Source organism: Rhodococcus sp. AQ5-07, from assembly GCF_009707305.1.
Taxonomy (GTDB): Bacteria; Actinomycetota; Actinomycetes; order Mycobacteriales; family Mycobacteriaceae; genus Rhodococcus_F; species Rhodococcus_F erythropolis.
Map to the genome: position 1 here is coordinate 2,074,454 of NZ_CP046099.1, position 20,661 is coordinate 2,095,114.

Annotated in this window: 4 protein-coding genes; all 4 read right to left on the minus strand. The window is 61.9% G+C overall.

Annotation, left to right across the window (positions count from 1 at the left end; translation table 11 throughout):
• Positions 1-535: 535 nt before the first annotated feature.
• The 4 genes from GJB56_RS09510 to GJB56_RS09530 all read right to left on the minus strand — a co-directional run bounded on the left by GJB56_RS09510 (position 536) and on the right by GJB56_RS09530 (position 20,509).
• Entirely contained in the window at positions 536-1,609 is a 1,074-nt protein-coding gene (locus tag GJB56_RS09510; protein WP_195849595.1) for a beta-ketoacyl-ACP synthase III, read from the minus strand.
• A 1,161-nt stretch (positions 1,610-2,770) separates the two neighbouring features.
• Positions 2,771-3,526: a hypothetical protein gene (locus GJB56_RS09515; protein ID WP_162793452.1), complete on the minus strand. Its 756-nt coding sequence runs from the start codon at positions 3,524-3,526 to the stop codon at positions 2,771-2,773.
• Entirely contained in the window at positions 3,523-3,762 is a 240-nt protein-coding gene (locus GJB56_RS09520) for a hypothetical protein (RefSeq protein WP_113684146.1), read from the minus strand. The genes GJB56_RS09515 and GJB56_RS09520 overlap by 4 nt, the downstream gene beginning before the upstream one ends.
• 553 nt (positions 3,763-4,315) lie before the next feature.
• Positions 4,316-20,509, minus strand: a complete 16,194-nt coding sequence (locus GJB56_RS09530) for a non-ribosomal peptide synthetase (protein ID WP_113684147.1) — start codon at positions 20,507-20,509, stop codon at positions 4,316-4,318.
• Between the last annotated feature and the right edge of the window lie 152 nt (positions 20,510-20,661).

Genomic DNA, 20,661 nt, shown 5'->3' on the forward strand with positions numbered 1-20,661 from the left:
GCGCGTACTCCAAGCCGTGACAACGCCAGCCGCAAAGGCGGAACGAGCATCGAGATCATGCACGTGAGCGGGTATCTCGCACGTTCTGCGCAACACCTCCGGCAGCATCGTGCAAAGAAGGGCAACGGAAGCACACATTTTCCGTGACCTGCACACACATCAATACGGCGTACGTTCTCAGTGGAGCCCCCACCGGCCGATGCCGGTCAGGGACTCCATGAGGTGAGACGTCCCCGTGTTGAGCACACATCGCGGAGACCCACTTATTGCGCCGGGCTCTTTGTTCCACCCGGCATCTCCACCCTAAAACAGTCCCTTGGATTCGGATGACGGGCGATTGGAACCGTCACCAACCGCGAGCCCACACCATAGCTTCCGGAGCGAGTTTCGGCTTCTGGCTGACCATGCAAGACGAATACCGTTCCACTGCAAACTATCTCGGATCGCCCTCGAAGCCCACGAACGGGGCACACTTCGCCAGCCCCTGGAGCGCATCTCGATCGGTCATTGAACCGAATCATTCGAATCGGTTGGGTTATGCCAGAGGTGGGAGATGGACAACTTGTCCTGCATAAGCCAGGCCGGCACCGAATCCGAGCAGCAGCGCCGTGTCTCCGTGTCGGGCCTCGCCGGAACGGAGAAGTTGTTCCATGGCCATCGGAATCGATGCTGCGCTGGTATTTCCGCTTTCGGTGATGTCGCGGGCAACTGCGACGGTGTCGGGCAGTCCCAGCGTTCGTACGAGCGCGTCGGTGATGCGACTGTTGGCTTGGTGTGGAACGAACGCGTCGAGGTCGTGGGCCGTGATTCCAGCTTTGTCCAGTGCGTCGCGGCAGGCCTTCTCCAAAAAGGTTATTGCCCAGCGAAATACAGCCTGGCCGTTCATTCGGATGTACGGTCGTTCACTGCGTTCGCCGGATTGCTCGGCCGCAGCGACCTCGGCGAAATACTGGGTGAAGTCCTTGTCCTGCTTGATTGCAGACGTCTGGCTTCCATCCGAACCCCATGCGACCGGACCGATACCTTCGGACTCGGACGGACCGACCACGACTGCTCCAGCCCCGTCCGCGAAAATGAACGCACAGGTACGGTCGGTCGGATCGAGCAGATCGGAAAGCCGTTCCACGCCGATCACCAGAACATGGCGTGCCTGACCCGCGCGGACGAGGGCTGCGGCGTTGCCGAGCGCGTAGCAAAAGCCCGCGCACCCAGCTGAGACGTCGAACGCTGCGGTGTCGTGCAATCCGAGTTCCGTCGCCACGACCGCGCCCGCGGAGGGGCCGAGCACCATTTGCGACGATGTCGCGAGTACGACTGCATCGATCTGTTCGGCGGCGATTCCGGCCGCGGCGAGTGCGCTGCGAGCGGCGCTGACGCTCATCGCCACGATGGTTTCGTCCGGTTCCGCCCACCCGCGCGCTGCAATTCCCGACCGGGTGCGGATCCATTCGTCGGAAGAGTCGATACGATCGACGATTTCGGAATTGGGGACACTCCGTCGGGGCCGGTAAACGCCCAGCCCCAAGAGGGCCGTATGAGTAACGGAAGGTGCTGTGGAAATGAGCACGGAATCCTCTCCGGGGGACCTGACAGTCCACGTCCCCTGCATCTAACATGAACCAAACAGCCCACACAAACGCACGCGCCGCCAATGCCCTCTTGTTAGGGGCACAAAATCGCGCTGATAGCTCTTCCAGTGGGCAATCCGACCTTGTATGGTGTCGCCTGGATATGAAGCGCCGCTAAATTATTCGAATTGCCAACCCGCGAACCACCGCACGGTTGAGAACAGCCCGGAGACAACGCTTGTGGAATGCTTGACCCGGGCGTTTACAGCGGATGTGCCGCCCCTACCGCATGAACGCAGGCATGCGCCCAGGTATCGCCCACAGCTCTGCGCCCAATTCCTGCGGGATTGTGAATTCGTTCATCCGAATGACGAGGTTGCGATCGGCAGACGCTCGGGTTACCAACCTGAAGCCTCCATCGAAGCAAAAACCGGGGAGCGGGCGCACCTGTGGGTTGTATTCCAGCACCGAATCGAATTCGCGCAGTATGTCGTAGAAATCTCGCAATGCACCGAGTTGAAATTTACACATGCCGACGCCGCCTGTTGCGATGAAGCGAACATGACTCCGCACACTACGAGCCGGGAAAGAATTGAGATGTTCCGCCTGGACGACCCAGGGCAGAGGATTCATGCCGTCGATTTCCGAACGAAAGAGAGTGCCTCTGACCAGGTATCGCGGTGCCGATTATTGCGATGGACGGAGTCGAGTGCAGTCATTTCAGTTTCACAGCCATGCTGTGGCAACGGTTCGATCTGAGCTAGTTCTTCCTGAGTCCATGAAGAATTCTGTGGTCTCACGACGCCGAAGACCATGTTGTACCAGAAGCGCGTTCTGAGAATCCGTGACATCCATCATGACGATCAGGGTCCTTGCCTCAATTCCTTGATCGGCGGCGTTGGCGCACCGATCGGGGCAGCGCCACTGTTGCGACTGAAAAAACAGTACGTTCGCTTCCGGTGCCAACGGATCCGAGCGGGAACTTCCGCGACGCCTAAACTGGCAGAACACCAGTTAAGAATACCTCCGAGCCAACACAACGAGCCCGGTCACTAGCCGCCAAGTGGGCTCGTCCATCGTTCGCCGTGCACGCTCACACGCAGATGTCGGTAACCCCTGTCGGTTCTGCGGTCCGACCGCGGTGTGCGGGTTGGGCATTTTCAGCACTCGAACTCCTGATTCCCTCGACCGCATGCCGACCCTCAGAGTTGCGTGAACGAATCGACCGACAGGAAGAACCCGGCTCCGTTGGAAGGGTCGGTGTCGGTACAGGTGAGTCCGTCAGTCGCCGATCCGCAGGTGACGGCGATGCCCTGGGTGAGTTCGAAAGTCACCCGCTGCCCGTATCCCAGAGTGTGCGGCGATACGTAGACCTCGCCCTGCGTGACGGTCGCACACGGAAGCGTCCCGCCCTCCAGATACCCGAACAGATCCGCTCTGCCCTGTTCGTCACCAAGACGGATCTTGCACAAACTGTCGGTCATCACCGTGTGCGGCCGACCTCGTGTCTGGCACGCCAACGTCGAACTGGACACCCGACACTGAATTTGGCTACTCGGGGTGCCGAACGAGTATCCCGACCCCTCCACGAATGCCGAGAGCGGCAGTGACGCGGCCTCGGGGGCGGTTTCGATCGGCGGCCGGCCCGAACCGCCATCGACGGTAGCAGCATCCGACTCCGAGGGAGGTGGGCCTGTCCCATCCGACGGGGCGACCGTGGTGATCGAGGTTGCGGGGGCGCCGGCGGGCGAGTCCAACGAGCAACCCGCCACGAGAGCGGTGAGGGCAACAGCTGCGCACACCAGGACTCCGCGCCCTGTGAACGTGAACATCGAGACCTCCAGCCCGCCGGGATTGATACGTGTGCACACCGTGTCGCCGGTTTCCCCCCATTCGTTACCGCCCCGCGCCACCCGGCGTTTATGTCTACGGCGCTGCGTCCAGGATTCGACACTCACCAGCACAGGCTCGAAGCTGTGGCGAGCATGTTGACCACGACAACGGTCGACAACACCACCGACAGCACCGCGAGCACGGCCCCAGTTCCGGTGCGGAGGCGAAGCGCGCACACGACAAAGACCCCGGACCACACGGACAACGTCGCGATCACCAGCCATCCGCCACCGGCCATGTCTCGTTCCGCGGGTCCGTCACAGCTCGTGTCGATCGATCCCCACAGACCGAACAACACCACGACCGCAGCCGCGAGCGTCAGCGGCCACCAAAGCCCGTGTCGACCTCGGACTACGTTTTGTCGAGGCCCCCGGTTCCGAACTTCTGGTGCCGGCCAAAGCTCCCGGGCAGTCGACTCACAAGATCGGGCTCACCAGCACCGAGGACGTGAACGACGAAGTCGGATCGCTGAAAGCCATCGCGTATCTACAGAACGGCCGGTAGGACACTAACTCGCCGCCACGCAACCACTCACCGGCACGCTGCACGAAAGTCCCTGTTCTCCTTATCGGAGAACAGGGACTTTCTTCACCGCGGGGGAAGGTCGCTGCGACGTGTCAGCTCAGGCCGAAGATCGCGCCGATGATGGTCCGAGCAGCCTCGAAGAGCGCATCAACGGACGGGACACCGATTTCAGAGCTGATGGAAAAAAGGGAACCCAACATACGATCCTCCGGAGATAGTTTCTGAATGGCTTACTGCCACAAGGAAAATGCTACGGGTTCTACTTGTGGAACGGAAGCATGGGGACCCCGAGTGTGACAACTCCGGACCAAAGTCCCGGCACCGCAGATCTACTGCACCCCAGCATGATTGCTCTCCCCCGCTTCGGATTCGACGCCTTCAGGATTGTCGACGAGGACTTTCGCAACACTCGCCAAAGCCTCCATGCTCGACATTTCCGCGTGAGAGCAGTCGACCAGGTACGGCCGCAGTGGCCCCACCAGTTGGGACCATTTTTCGACCAGGTGACGATGTTCAGGCAGATCATGCTGCGCCACAAACAATTCCACTGAGCCGAAATAGCGCCGCGGCGTGTGGTCCCGAACGATTCGCGACAGTTTTTCAACCCGCCCCACTACGGATTCGAGAACCGTATCGGAAAGGAAATCCATACCGGTCTGCCTTCGGATCTCTGCCGCAACGTCTACGAAAGTCAATGCTGCAGTTTCAGTTTCAACCTCAGCTAGTCCGATCTGTGCAAACAGTTCGGAAGGTTTCGGAGCCGCTTGTACCGATGGCATCATCTCCGGCAACAGCGCGTCGAGCATGACAACCGAACCGACCAGATCGCCCGTCTCTTCGAGTTGGCTCGCCATCTCGAGCGCGATCGTTCCACCGGCAGACCAACCCAGTAGATGGTATTCACCCGACGGCTGCACATTCCGTACGGCATCGACATACCCCGACGCCAACTCCGCCACCGTGCCGGGTAGCTCACCTGCACCCGTTGCCTGGATGCCGTATACCCGTCGACCTTCGAGCTGACCGACGAGTCCGACGTAGCACCAGGCAATTCCGCTGACCGGATGCACACAGAACAACGGCGGCCTTAGGTCATCAGGATTGCCGCCCAACATGACGATCGTGTCCAGCGGATCCGAATGGAACGAATCACCCTCCACGACGTCGGCATGAACGAGATCCATCCGAGAGGCAAGCTCCGCCACAGTTCGATCGGTGAAAATCCATTGAACCGGGAAATCCCTGTTCAGGGTCTCACGCAAGCGCGAAGCCACTCGAACTGCACCCATGGATGTCCCGCCGAGCTCGAAGAAGTCGTCGTAGCGGCCCACCGATTTCGCGCCGGTCACGCCCTCGAATGCCTGTGCCACTTGACGTTCGGTATCCGAGACGGGTCGATCCACACTCGACCCTACCTGCGGCGAAGGAGCAGGAAGTGCCGCTACGTCTATCTTCCCCGAAGCGAGCAACGGGACCACTCCCATCACCGTCACCGAAGAAGGCAGCAGGTGCTTCGGCAGCAGGCCGGAGACAAACCCGCGAAGCTCCGATTCCGTCACCGAACCGTTTTCCGCCAGCGTTACGTACGACCGGAGTTCAGCGGATCCGTGCCCGTCGTCAGAGACGACGGTAACCGAGAAGATCACTGCTCCATGGCTTGACAGAGCCACGTCGACCTCCGCCGGTTCCACGCGGACACCCCGCACCTTCACCTGTGCGTCGTTGCGCCCCAGGTACTCGAGCGCTCGGTCGTGACGCCTACGACGCACGAGGTCACCCGTGCGATACATCCGAGTCCCCACCGCATAAGGATTGGCGACAAAACGCTCGGAAGTCAGACCCGGAGAGGCGACGTACCCCCGTGCCACATTCTCGCCGGCGAGGAATAGTTCTCCCGCAACGCCATCCGGAACCGGTCGGAGCCTCTGATCGAGAACAAACGCCGTCGTGCCAGGTACCGGGGTGCCGACGGTGACGTCCCCGTCAGTGATCCGCGCGGAAATCGATGCCGCGATCGTTGATTCGGTCGGTCCGTATCCGTTGACGATGCGATGTCGGGGTGACCACGCCGACGCAAGGCGGGCAGAGAGCGGCTCCCCCATCGATTCGACGATCAACGGTTGCACTGCATCCGGATCGACTGTGGCCAGGACCGTTGGCGTCACGATCAGATGTGTGACGTCGGCAGCGATCAGCAGATTCGTGAGTTCCTCTCCCCCGTAGACGAAGTCAGGAGCCAGAATCAACGTTCCACACCCTGCCGCCGCCAGAAGAATCTCGATCACCGACGCGTCGAAGGTCGACGACGCCAATTGCAGGACTCGGGGGCCACGATCGAGCTCGGCGATCTCGGCGTGCGCGGTGTAGACGTTCATGATGCCGCGGTGTGAAACCTCGACACCCTTGGGTCTTCCCGTGGAACCCGACGTGTAGATGACGTAGGCGAGGTTGTCGGGATGAGCCGGCGTTGCCGATACCTCGACAGCCCCACCAGCAGTGCAGGATTCATCCATCGCCACCCACTCGACGGAGTCCGGCAAACTCTCGGATGCACCTCGCGCTGTCAAACCGACAACCGAACCGCACTCCTCGACCATCGTCTGTCGGCGCGCTGTCGGCAGCGCCGGATCGAGCGACAGCCACGCTGCGCCTGCCCGCGCTACCGCCCACAGCGCAACGATCCACAGATGCCCGCGACCGAGCGCAACGGCCACCACGTCATCGGGTCCGATTCCTCGGACCGCCAACTCGCGAGTCCAGTGCGACGACTCCTCGTGCAGGTCGCGATAGGTCCAGCGCCTGCCGTTCTCTTCCAGCGCGATGCCGTCGGGTGCCTGCCGCAGCGCGCGTTCGAAAATGTCCGCAATCGTCAGCGGTTCGACGTGTCGAGGATTCGCAGCCGTCAGCGCCGAGCGTTCGAGACCGGACAGCAATTCGATCTCCCCGACCACGATCTCGGGTTCACCTGTCACTGCTTCGGCGATACGTGTCACCCGCTGCATGAACAGTTCCGCCGTCGACGCGCGGAATCTGTCTGTGGCATACAGCAATCGAATCGTCAGACTGTCACCGGTGTCGACCAGGTCCCACGTCAAGTCGTAACCGGTCGACGACCCTGTCTTGTCGATGTCGAAGACGGTGATGCCGTCGATCTGCGGCACGTCGAGCGCTCGCCGATATGCCAGCATGACCGTGAACAGGGGATGCTCGTTCATCCTGCGCGGCGGATCGACCTTCGCAACTACATCGTCGAACGAGACGTCCGCGTTCGCCATTGCCTCCAGATCGACACGGCGAACCTCGTCCAGGACAGCAGCGAAGCGGTCGGAGGAGTTGATCCTCGTGCGCAATGCGACAGTACCCACCATCATGCCGGCCACGCTCAGCAGCGCCGGATCGTTCCGCAGACTCACAGCTGCTCCCACCACGACGTCGTCTGTGACGCACTCGCGAGCGAGCAGCACGGCAATCACGCTGTGGACAACCATGAATACCGTAACGCCATGCGAACGAGCCAACGCCGACAACGCGTCATAGGTGGCACCATCGAGGACTTCCGTCACCATCTCGTCGGATCGTGAAGACACCGGACTCCGGGGGTTGTCGACGGGTAGAGCCAACACATCCTCGACGCCACCAAGTGCGTTCGACCAGTAGTCGAGTTGCCGATGCGCCACGCTCAGAAGATCCTCCGGATCGCCCAAGCTCTCTCTCGCCCAGAGACTGTAGTCGCCGTAGCTGATCCCCTCAGCGGAGCGATCCCATTCCCTTCCGCGCACCCTCGCCTCGAAGGCTGCCGCGAAATCGGCAAGGATCGGGCCCATCGACGCACCGTCGATTGCGATGTGGTGAACAACCAGTACCAGGACAGTCAATCCTGCAGAATCGGCTCCTGCATTTTCGCTGAACACACGCACACGGAACGGAACATCTCGTTCGAGATCGAACGGCACAGTCGCGAAGGCCGAAGCGCTCGCACGGATATCGTCGACGCACTCAGCGGTGAGATCGACTGCAACAGAGTCTCTTTCAACCTGTTGTGGACCGAGTTCACCCGGAACAAACACAGTTCGCAACACGGCATGGTGATCGACGACGTCACCGAGGGCGCTGCTCAAAACCGAACGATCGATGTCGTCTGCCAGGACCGCTGCAAACGTCAGGTTGTACGCAGTCGATTCCGGCTGAAGCTGATTGATCAGCCAAAGTCGTTGTTGCGAGGGCGCCAGTGGGGCCGGCATGCCGGAATCACGTCGAGTCAGTTCGCGGCGCTTGCCATCGGACGCGCTCGCCGACAGCCACTGAGACATCGCTCGCGGCGACGGATTGTCGAAGACGGCGCGAACAGGCACATCCCGCGCGAAGATCGAGGCGAGTCGACCTGCCACCGCTGCTGCGGCCAACGAATCACCACCTGATTCGAACAGGTTGTGCAGAGCGCCGAAACTTCCGGACACGTGTTCCGACATGACAGCGGTGACGAGTTCCTCCGAAACCGTCACTGCTGCATCGGGCGCCTGGCTCTCGAACACATGGCGCCGCAACGCATCTGCGTCCAGTTTTCCGTTCGTCGTCAGCGGGATCGACTCCAATACGACCACGCGGCCGGGCATCAGATACGCAGGCAACATCGCGGCCAACTCGATTGTCAGCTGATCCGCCTCCACACCATCGCCAACCGCGCACGCAACGGCGATCTCGTCGACGAGGACAACCGCCGCAGCCTCGACGCCCGTGCACCGCCGCAGAGCTGATTCGATTTCGGCGGGCTCGACGCGGATTCCTCGCACGCTCATCTGACGGTCGGAGCGTCCGACGAATCCGAGCGTGTCATCGGTGCGGCGGTGAACCAGATCACCGGTCCGATAACGGCGGCGTCCACCTGGTGCTGCGACGAACGAGCTGGCGGTGCCGGCGGGATCTCCGGCATAGCCCATCGCAAGCCCGGGCCCGCTGACGTACAACTCACCGATCCCGGCCCACGGCACCGGACGCAGTCGCGTATCCAGTACCTCTGCACCGATTCCGGCGAGCGGAACTCCGATGGTGACCCGATGATCCACCTCGGCGACGGTCGTGACCACCGTGCATTCCGTCGGTCCGTATGCGTTGAGCATTCGCGCGCGGCGACTCCATGCACGCGCGGTGGAAGGTGAGAGCACATCGCCACCGACTGCCACCACCTCCAATGAGTCGAACCGCTCCGGAGCCATGGTGTCGAGTACGGCCGGAGTGGACAACATGTGGGTGACGCCGCGTTCTGCGACGAATTCTTCGAGTGCCCTTCCGCCGAAAGCCTCCCGAGGAGCGACCGCCAAGGTAGCCCCGGCACCGATCGCCAACATCATCTCGAGAATCGCCGCATCGAACGTCGGTTTGTAACCGTGCAGCACAACCGAGTCCGAAGTCACGCCGTACTTCCGGATTGCGTCGTCGGTAAGAAGGCCCAGTCCTCGGTGGGTGACTGCAACGCCTTTCGGTTCACCAGTCGACCCGGACGTGTGAACGACGTACGCGACTGAATCCGGATACTGCCGACCGGGAACGGGGCTGCGGTCGGAGAGCACTGTGCGCAGTTGCTTCAGCCGTGCCGGCGGCAGGTCGGGGTCGATCGGCACGAATGCCGCGCCCGTTTTCGAGATCGCCAACATTCGGACCAGGTACGCGATAGTCCGTACCGCCGGAATCTCGTACACGGCACCCGGTCCTGCGCCCCGAGCCACCAGTTCCCAGGCTTGGGCATCCGAGGCAGAGTCGAGTTCGGCATACGTCACCGTGCGCTGCCCGTCGTCGAGAGCAATGTTGTCAGGGAATTGCGCCGCTGTGGCGGCGAAAATCTGGGTCAGCGTCCGGGACGAATCGACCTCGACAGCAGTCCAACTGGGCGCCGCGCCCACCGCGAGATCCGAAACGAGTACTGGCACATCCTCGGCCATCGAGGTGAGCACTCTCGACAGTTGTCGAGCAACAGCAACGGCGCTCGAAGGATCGAACGCGCTCGCGGCATAGATGAGCGCTCCGGTCAATGATCCGTCGACAGCGGGTGCGAGCGAGACGTGCATGGGGAACTTCGTTGTCGCGGTCTCGATTTCGCGAGCCTCAATCGTGAGACCGGCCACCTCCACGGCAGGGATCGCGAAGTTCTGCAGACCCAGCGCAATCTGGGGAGTTCGTCCGCCGAGCAGCTCACCAACCAATTCGGCAGGAACAGAGCTATTTTCGAATGCTGCCACATCAGCATGGAAAGCTGCACCCAATAGAAGGTCGATCGGCACGTCCCCGTCGATCCGAAGGCGAAGAGGCACCGTATCCACGAACATGCCGACCACGCCGTCGAGCTCAGGCGTACGCCGTCCGTCGACAGCTGTCGCGATCACGACATCGGGATTTCCACTCAGCTTGGCAAGCACCACGGACAACGCCGCATGAACCACCGCAAACAGCGAGACCTTCAATCGATCGGCTCGCGCCTGCAGTGCCGAGGTGATGACGGCTGGAATCACGAAGTTCACTCGCTGCGCTACGGAATCCGGCCCGCCATCAGAATGATCCACCGTCAGCGGCGACACAGATGTCACACCGTCGAGCGTTCGGCGCCAGAACTCCTCGACGACAGGGGAAACGTCACGTGCTGCCTCCCACGCGGCAAAATCCCCGTACTGGATCGGCAGCGGAGACCATTGCGGATCCAGTCCAGCTCGTCGCTTGCCGTAAGCGGTCAGCAGGTCGCCGACCACCGTTCGCATCGACACCCCGTCGACTGCGATGTGATGAAAGCTCACTGCCAGAATGTGCCTGACCGGTGACACCTGGAGCAGCATCCAGCGCACCGGCAGGTCTGCCGCTACATCGAAACCGCGCGAGCCGAACTCTCGCAGCAGCACCTCGACCTCGATGTCGGCGACCAGTCGCGTTTCCATTGTCAGGGGGGTCGGAGGATCCACGACCTGAACCGGTGGAGTGCCCGGATACCGGGTTCTGAGGACGTCATGACGGCCGACAAGATCCGTCGCTGCGTGACGCAGCGCGGGCACGTCGAGTTCACCGTCGATCTCGATGCAGATCGGCAGGTTGTACGCACCGCTCGACGTGTTCCGCTGGTTAAGTACCCACATCGCACGCTGGTTCCGTGACAGAGGTGCGGGCGTGGGGTCGCGCCGCGGTTCCAGTCGGACAACATCGGTCGCCGGGCCACTCTGCTCGAGCGAATCGATCCGGGCCGCCAACGCCGCAACTGTTGGATGCTCGAATACGGTCCGGAGCGGAACAACCAGCCCAAGGGAACTACTCAAGAGCGAGGTAACCTCCGCGGCCGACAGCGAGTTGCCGCCGAGCGAGAAGAAGTCTGCGTCGCGGTCGTCCTCATTCCCGCCGAGCACCGAAGTAAAAGCTTCGGCAACAAGGCGTTCTGTGGCAGTGGCCGGCCCCTCTGCACGGGAAGCTTCCAGTGTCGGCGCCGGGAGACGGGCGAAGTCGACCTTGCCGTTCCGCATCGGAAGCGCGCCCTCGATTTCGACGATGACATGCGGAACCATGTACGTCGGAAGGACTTCTGCGACAGCGGCGCGAAGTTGACCCGTGTCAACTCTTTCGGCATCCGAGCTTCGCACGTAGGCGACCAACAGAGGACTTCCCCCCTGGGCCGACCGAACCCCGGCGACGCAGAAATCGACGTTCGCGACAGACTGAATGACTGCCTCGATCTCACCCGGTTCGATCCGGACACCGTTGACCTTCACCTGCACGTCGGTTCGCCCGAGATAATGCAGGCGATACGTATTGCCTTCAGATTTGGGGCTTTCCGGCTTCCACATCACCAGATCGCCGGTCCGGTACATCCGGGCTCCTGAACTGGTTGCCACGAATCGTTCCGCGGTTCGGGCCGGTTGGCCGGCGTAACCGCGCGCGAGCATTCGACCGGAGAGATACAGTTCACCGGCGACTCCCGGCGGCACGGGTTCGAGTCGATCATCGAGCACGACGGCGTCGACCCCGGCCAGTGGATACCCGACGGATCCGTCGTGAGTGTCAGCTGACAGATGGTCGATCGACAGTGGTTCGGTAGCAAGCGAATACATCGCGGACTCGGCAGGTCCGTATCCGTTGATCACTCTGCGTCCGGCTTGCCAGCGCTTCGCCAACGCACCGCCGAGTCGCTCGCCCCCGAACATCACCGTTGCAAGGTCCGGCAGCGACGGATCGCCGATCGAGGCGACGATAGTAGGTGTGGCGCACAGATGAGTAATTCGCTCGCGCCTCAGTGCTGATGCAAGTCCCGAGCCGAACAGTTGGTCGTCCTTCGCCAGAACGAGCGTCGCCCCGGACGCACTCGCAATGAGCGCCTCGAGCAAAGTCATGTCGAACCCTGGCGCTCCGCGATGGAATACGCGCGAACCCGGACCAGCCGAGAATCGACGGGGCAGGTCTTCGGCGATCACGCCGAGCCCGCCGTTGGTCACCACCACGGCCTTCGGAGTTCCAGTCGTTCCTGACGTGAAAACTACGTAGGCCGCGAGGTTCTCGGAATGCTGTCGCACCCAGTCTGCGTCCTGGCCACCACCGGCGTCGAGGCCGCAGACCGCGCCGTCGCCCAGCGCTTCGAGGACATCGCGTACTCGCGCCTGCGGCTGTTCCGGGTCCACCAATGCCGGAGCTGCACCGACCTTCGCGATCGCCCACAATTGCACGATCGACGCTATGGTCCGATCGGCAGTCCAGGCAACGACGTGGTCCACTCCGACTCCCCCGGAACGCAACTCGTCGGCTGCGACGTCCGACTGTGCATCGAGGTCTCGGTAAGTGAGTGTGTTGCCCTCAACTTCGACCGCCACGGCGTCCGGAGCGAATTCGACGCCGTATCGCAGCATCGAGGCAAGCGTCGTACCGGAACACCGAGATGCATCGGGCCGGTCGACCGCGCCGTGTGCGGGGACGAGAAGAGCTCGCTCCGCACTCGTCAACAGGTCGATTCGCCCTACCGCGACATTGGGGTCGACAGACACTTGATTCAGGAGGTGCTCGAACCGACCCGCAAAGCTCGATACCGTCAGATCATCGAATAGATCAGCGTTGTAAACGAATTCGAGACCGAGACCACCCCCGATCCCCTCGTCCGTGACGTTGAGCTGCAGATCGAAATTTGCTTGCCTGACATCGGGCGAGATCTGAGTGACGGACAACCCCGGTATGGACCACGCGGCGGAATGAGTTGTCTGGAACGAGAGCGCCACCTGGAACAACGGATGTCGCGAACGCGATCGCGGTGGGTCGATCAGATCAACCAGCGATTCGAAGGGCATCTCTGCGTGCGCGAACGCCGCTACGTCTCGCTGACGAACCTGCTCGACCAACCGGCCGAACGACTTCGACGGATCGACTTCGGTCCGAAGAACAATCGTGCCGGCAAACATGCCGACCAGCTCGTCGAGTTCAGGTGTGACGCGTCCGGACACAACAGTGCCGACAGCTACGTCATTGCTGTCGTTGTACCTCGCCAGCAGCGCCGCGAGTGCAGCGTGGACAACCATGAACATGGTTGCGTTGTTCGATCGTGCGAGTGCTTGAAGGCCCGTCCGTACCGAACCCGAGATCTCTACCCGGCAACTCGACGCGCGGGCGGACGTCGAACGCGGACGGTCCAGGGGTAGCGTCACCTGCTCGGGAAGGCCTTCGAGAGCCTGCTTCCAGTAGCTGGATACCGTCTCGGGAATCCCCGATTCCCGTTGCCATGCGCTGTAATCGGAGTATTCGAGCGCGAGCGGCGACCACGTCGGAGCTTGCTGCGCCGAGCGAGCGATGTACGCCGCCGTGAAGTCACGTACCAACAATTCGAGCGATCGAGCATCGGCGGCAATGTGATGGACAACAACAGCCAGGATGTACTCGTCAGGCGAAAGCTGGAGAAGTGCCGCACGTACGGGCGGATCCACGGTGACATCGAAGCCCGAACCCACCAGTTCTGCAACACGATTCTCGGCGTCGTCGCCGGCGAGCGCCTCGGGATGAAACAGCGGCATCGCGTCCTCGGCGTCGAGCACCGTCTGAACCGGACGCTCGCCGACAACCGGGTATACGGTCCGCAGAGTGCGATGGCGATCGATCAGGTCGCGAATTGCCAGTTCGGCTGCAGCTACGTCCAATTCACCCGTCAGGCGTAACAAGATCGGGATGTTGTAGCCGGAGGACTCTGTATCCAACTGATTCAGAATCCACATTCGGTGTTGGGGAGCCGACAGCTGCACCTCCGCAGTGCCTGGGCGAGGTACCAAAGACAGACGAGGTACCAAAGACAACGGAGACGCTTGCCCCGTGCCGATTCGGGCGGCAGCGATGCCGGCGAGCTGATCGACGAATGGGTGCTCGAACACATCGCGGACGTCGAGGTTGCAGCCCAAAGCGGAGTTCAGGCGCGACGAGAGACGGGTGGCGATCAAGGAATTGGCCCCTTGATCGAAGAGATTCCGGACCGGATCTATATGCGGAACTTCCATCAAATCGCTCAGAATGGCTGCAACTGTCTGAGCGAAGAAGTCTCGCGACTGCCGAGACGGCTGCACTTGCGACGTCGGGTCCGGCAGTGATGCTCGGTCGATCTTGCCGTTGATCGTGACCGGCAATGACGCAAGCGGCATCAATGCCGACGGGACCATATGTGCGGGCAACAACGAACGAGCAGTCCGCAACACACCGTCGAGGTCGTGTCCGTTCTCAGGGGTGATGTAACCGACCAAAGTCGGCCCACTGTCGAGTTCTCTCACCACCACCGTGGCCTGCTCCACCGACGTGTGAGCCAACAGCGCGGATTCGACCTCGCCCGGTTCGACGCGGTAACCGCGCAGGGCCATCTGACCGTCGGCGCGGCGAACATATTCGAGTCGACCGGCTCGCCGACGGACCAGATCGCCGCTGCGGTACATCCGCGATCCTTCGAATCCGGGTTCAGACACAAATCGGGAAGACGTCATCCCTGGTTGACCCAAGTAGCCTTCGGCCACCTGCGGACCGGCCACGTACAGTTCGCCGACAGATCCCGGCGGGACGGGCTTCAACGACGCGTCGAGCACGTAGCTGCGAAACCCTGGTAGTGGGGACCCGATCGGCGAGACAGTCTCGTTACCGGAGATGAGATCGAAATTGGTTACATGGACCGTGGTTTCGGTGATTCCGAACATATTGACACCCCGCACGTCCGGGTGCCGATCGAACCAACCCTGCACGCGCCCGACGTCGAGGCGATCGCCGCCGAAAACAATCGTCCGGAGCGGAAGCAGCATTTCCTGCGTAACTTCCCCCAACGCATAGAAGGCGGCCGGGGTCTGATTCAGAACGGTGACTTTCTCCCGCACAATCAGATCCGCGAATCTTTCGGGAGAGCGCGCGACGTCACCGTCTACGATCACCAGGGATCCGCCAGTAGTCAACGCACCCCACATCTCCCAGACCGAGAAGTCGAATGCGTGCGAATGAAACATCGACCACACGTCTTCGTCGCCGAAGTCGAAGATCTCGCGAGTCGAGGCCAGCAGAGCCAACACGTTGTCCTGAGTCACCACCACACCTTTGGGCGCTCCGGTCGATCCGGACGTGTAGATCACGTAGGCGGCGGCGTCCGACTGTGGAACAGGCCAACCGGCCGTCGCTTCAGTCGTCTCGTTGACGAGGACGACAGCTTGCTCGTACCCAACGAACCGCCCAGCTGATTCGTCCGTCGACACAATCGCTTTCGGGCCTGCATCGGCAAGTATGTAGTGGATGCGAGCGTCGGGATACTGCAAGTCGATCGGGACGTACGCAGCGCCCGCGCGAACGACGGCGATGATGGCTACGACGAGGTCGACCGATCGAGGCAGGGCGACCGCCACGCGATCCCCGACTCCAATTCCTCGATCGATCAATACGGCGGCAAGGCCCTCCGAACGAACTCGCACCTCTTCATAGGTAACGCGAGTATCGCCACTCGACACCGCGATTGCATTCGGATGCCGGGCTGCGACGGCCCCGAAGAGGTCGGGCAGCGACTGCGCGACAATCGAAGGCCCCGGCACCCAAGCCAGCAATTCTTCGCGCTCCGCAACGCTGAGAACATCGATGTCGCGCAGCATGATTGACGAGTTCTCGGTAATCGAGTCACATACTCGACGCAGTCGCTCGACCCAGCTCTGCACGGTGCCCGCATCGAACAGATCGGCGGCATATCGGAAAGTGCCGCGAATACCGCTTGCGTCGCCGTCAATCGTACGATCTTCGCGCACAGTCACTTCGAGGTCGAAGCGAGGGTGCGCGGGAGGTAGCGGAGTGCCGTGGGCCGTCAAAGTTCCCACCGCGAGCTCGGAATCCGGTGCTACCGGATCGACAGCGAGAACCACTCTGAGGAAGGAACTCTTGTCGCCTGCGGCCCCACCGACCGCGCGGTCTACCACCCAGTCGAACGGGACGTCGGCATTGGACAAAGCTGCCACGTCAGCCTCGCGTACCCGACTCAAGAACTCACCGAAGGTGTCTCCGCCGCGAAGGAGCGTTCGCAGCGCCACGGTCCCGACGAACATACCGACGGCGCCGTCGAACGAAGGGTGTGTTCGGCCGGACGTCGGGGTTCCGATGACCACATCGGACGCACCGGTGATCTTGCTCAGCGCAATCGCAAGGCAGGCGTGCAACACCATGAAGGTTGTGCAGTGATGCGCTCGAGCGATCTCGTTGAGCGCCGCGTGGACGGGCGAGGGCAATTCGAAAGTCACGTCCCGAGCGGACGACGGTTGGTCCGGCCGGCGGGATCTGTCCACGGGAAGCTCAAGAGTCGGATCAACGCCGGCGAGTGCGTCGGACCAGAATTCCAGCTGGCGACGTGCCAAGCTCTGTGGATCTGATGGATCACCGAGAACGGTTCTGTGCCAAGCGGAATAGTCACGGTAGTCGAGCGCGGGCGAAGGCCAGATCGGCGACCGTCCGTCGGCGCGAGCGTCGTACGCGGAGATCAGGTCAGAAACGATCGTGGCGAACGAAAGGCCGTCCAAGGCTATGTGATGCGCAACTACGGTCAAGCGGTGGTCGGCATCGCTGCCGGAGGTGAGGATCAAACGAAGCGGCGCATCGGTCTCCAGGTCGAAACCTGCCGCAACCAAATCCGCTGACGCAGCCTCGTAATCCTCGGACGGAACCTCGATCAGAGTCACCGGAATCGCAGTCGCAACTTGGATCGGCCACGTGTCGTGATTCTGTTCGAACGAGAACACGGTACGCAAGACGAGATGGCGATCGGTCAGGTCGGCTACCGCCGCCCTCATCGCCTCTGTATCCAGTGCACCACTGAACGCGACCTCGAACGCGATGTTGTACGCCGACGACTGGGGATCGCGACGGTTGAGCAGCCATAGACGTTGTTGCGCCGGAGCGATTTCGACGGTGACCTCGTCCGAAATGCGCTCGGGCTCCACCACCCAGTCCGACCGGTCCTCACGAATCTTCTGGGCCAGACGCGCCGGAGTCGGGGCGCCGAACACGTCCCTGACACCAACTCGTCTACCGAGTGCAGAACTCACGCGCGCTGCAACATACACGGCGTCGAGGGAACTACCGCCCCAGGCGAACAAGTCGGAGTGCGGTCCGAGAACTCCGACGCCCAGGACCTCGGCCATCACCGAGGCAATCAATTCCTCGTCGTACTCGATCGGACGGTGCACGGTCGAGTGCTGCTCGGCGACCGCGGACCATGTCGGTTCAGGAAGCGCTGAACGGTCCGTCTTTCCATGGCTCGTGACGGGCAACGCTGCCAGAATCGTCACCGAACCCGGAAGCATGGAACGTGGAAGTAGTGAAGCCAGATGTTCGCGGACCGCCTTCTGACTCAATAGATGAGCAGTGCCGTCCTCACCTTCGGCCGCAGTCACGTACGCCGCAAGCGACCCGGATCGCTCGACCACCGCTGCTTGCGCAACACCGGGAGTCGACAGGAGCACAGCCTCGATCTCGCCTAGTTCGACGCGTACTCCACGGATCTTGACTTGTTGATCAGAGCGGCCCAAGAACTCGAGCTGACCGGCATCGTTCCATCGCACGACGTCCCCGGTGCGGTACATGCGCTCGCCGGCACCAGTGGCACCAAAGGGCGCCGCTACGAAACGCTCCGAGGTCAGCGTCGGGGAAAGGTACCCGCGCGCCAGTCCTGGTCCCATCACGTACAGCTCGCCCGCGGCGCCGACCGGAGTCGGTCGCAACCACGAATCCAACACCACAGCGGCAACGCCGTCGATCGGACGCCCGATCGGAGTATCACCGCCAGGCTCGAGTGGCTCGCTCATGAATGCCGCGACGGTCGCTTCACTGGGTCCGTACGAATTCACGATGTCGACATGACTCGACCACACATCCACGAGCGCCACCGGCGGTCGCTCGCCGCCGACGTTCAACACTCGAAGATCCGGCAGTTTCCGAGGATCCATCGTCAGCGGAACCGATGGTGTCGAGATCAGGTGCGTGACACCCTCGAGCCGCAGATAGTCTTCGAGGTCCACTCCGCCGATCAATCCGGGAGGAACGATCACGGCGGTCGCGCCGCAGCCGTGAGCAAGCAGAATCTCGAGGATCGCCACGTCGAACGAGGTAGCTGCCAGGAGCGCGACGCGGGAGGAACTATCGATGTTCAGTCGCCTGGCGTGAGAACGCAGCAACGGCGCAATGCCTCGGTGCGTGACCGCGACGCCCTTCGGCCGTCCGGTCGACCCCGACGTGTAGACCACGTAGGCGGTGTCGTCCAGAGACAGGTCGGCGATAGATGAACCCGCCCCCACGCGTCGATTCGCCGGCCCTTCGACGGTCTCGTCTTCCCTGGGGTCGACGACGCAGACCCAAGCCGGCACGTTCACGAGTTCGCCACCGACCACAACGGACACGTCGGCGTCGTCGAGGATGAAAGCGACACGCTCGGAGGGTGTTTGAGGATCCACGAAAAGAAGGGCAGCACCAGCCCGCACTACTGCATGAAATGCAACTACGGAATCGGTCGAGCGCTCGGTGAGGATCCCGACGACGTCACCTCGTTCGACGCCGTTCTCCACGAGCAAGGCGCACAGTGCATCCGCGCGAGCGCCGAGCTGGTCGTAAGTGATGTCCACACCTTGCTCGCGGATCGCGACGGCGCTCCCCTGCCCTGCGCCGCCTCTGACGACCGAATCGAGCGTCGCGAATCCGTCCGTCCGCGGACCTAACGCGGGGACCAGATCCTTCGCTTCGTCCGTCGAGAGGATGCGGAGGTCACCGAGCGCACGGGTAGCCGAGTCGAGGAATCCCTCGAGAAACCGAACGAACTGACGATGATGCATCGCCAGGTCACGTTCGCTGTACAGGCGTGGATTGGCTTCGAAGGACAGGCGAACGTTCTCCCCCGCGATCGACGGATAAATGCTGAAGAACAGATCTTCGGTGGGTCCGGATGTGAGGACGTGAAATTCGCCGACGACGTCGCCGAGCCGAATCGCTTCGTGAAACATCATGACGTTCACGGCCGGGCCCGCCGCCTCACGGGATCCGCCCTGCCCCTCCTGGAAGCCCATGTCCTCGTAGCGGAATCGCTGGTGGCGTAGTGCACCGGTCATCTGAACCGAGATCTGACGCACCAGTTCTTGTGGCGACAGATCCCGTTCGAGTTGCGCACGAACAGGCACGATGTTGGACAGCATCCCACCTGAACGTTTCGACGTCGCCGTGGTGCGGCCGGACACCGGCAAGCTGAGGACTACGTCATCGGAATCAGTCATGCGACCGAGATAGGACGCGAATGCACCGACGAGGACCGCCACCTCGGACGTAGTCCACTCGGTCGCGACATCCGAAAGCTGTTTTGCAAGAGTTGGATTCAGTGTCCGCACCATCATGCGCTGCGGCATGGACGTCAGGCCGGCGCCGTCGGCGAGGCGAACCGGGCGGGGCAGGCCTTCGGACATCTCCGTCCAGTACTGCTTGTCCGATCGATACCGCGACGAGGATCGGTAGTCGACGTCGAGGTCATGCAGTGCACGGACCCCGACACCACCGAACGGAGTCAGCGTCTTGCCATGAACCAGATGCGAATAGCGCTCGGCCACCCGCGCGGTGAGTGTCATCGCCGCATGTCCGTCGAGCACGAGATGATGGGCGTGCGAGTACCAGAAATAGTGATCGTCTGCCAGATGAAGCAAAGTCGCCGAGATCAGGCGGTCAGACATCACGTCAAGTGGCCGTGAGTATTCCGCTGTCATCCACTCGTTCGCGCGCTGAACCGGGTCGTCGTCGCTGCGTAAGTCGAGGTATGCGAGATCGTCGACGATCGAGTGATCGACAATTTGCGCCGGCTCGGCATCAGTGGCGACGAGGCGAACGAACGGCGACTCCAATTCATGACATGCCGTGTTCGTTGCCTCGATCAGAGCGTCGACGTCAACCGGCCCTCGTAGCTCCACGTACTGAGCCACCACGAACGGAGTTGACGGACTCAGTTGCTGCGCAAACCACAGCGCGAGCTGAGCCCGAGACAACGGAAAAGCACTCAACCCGTCACCTCACATTTCACCAGCCTTGTTTTTCACGAACATTCGATGGCTGATCACGTGAATCCATGGGAGCGAACACCACGAACGGCCGAACCGAACCCTACTGTCTCGTCTAAGTTTTCACCACTGGGCCAACACTGCTAGACATGTCG

Coding starts and splice junctions, on each gene's coding strand:
- GJB56_RS09510 (WP_195849595.1), bottom strand. CDS start 1,609: ATGCAGGGGACGTGGACTGTCAGGTCCCCCGGAGAGGATTCCGTGCTC.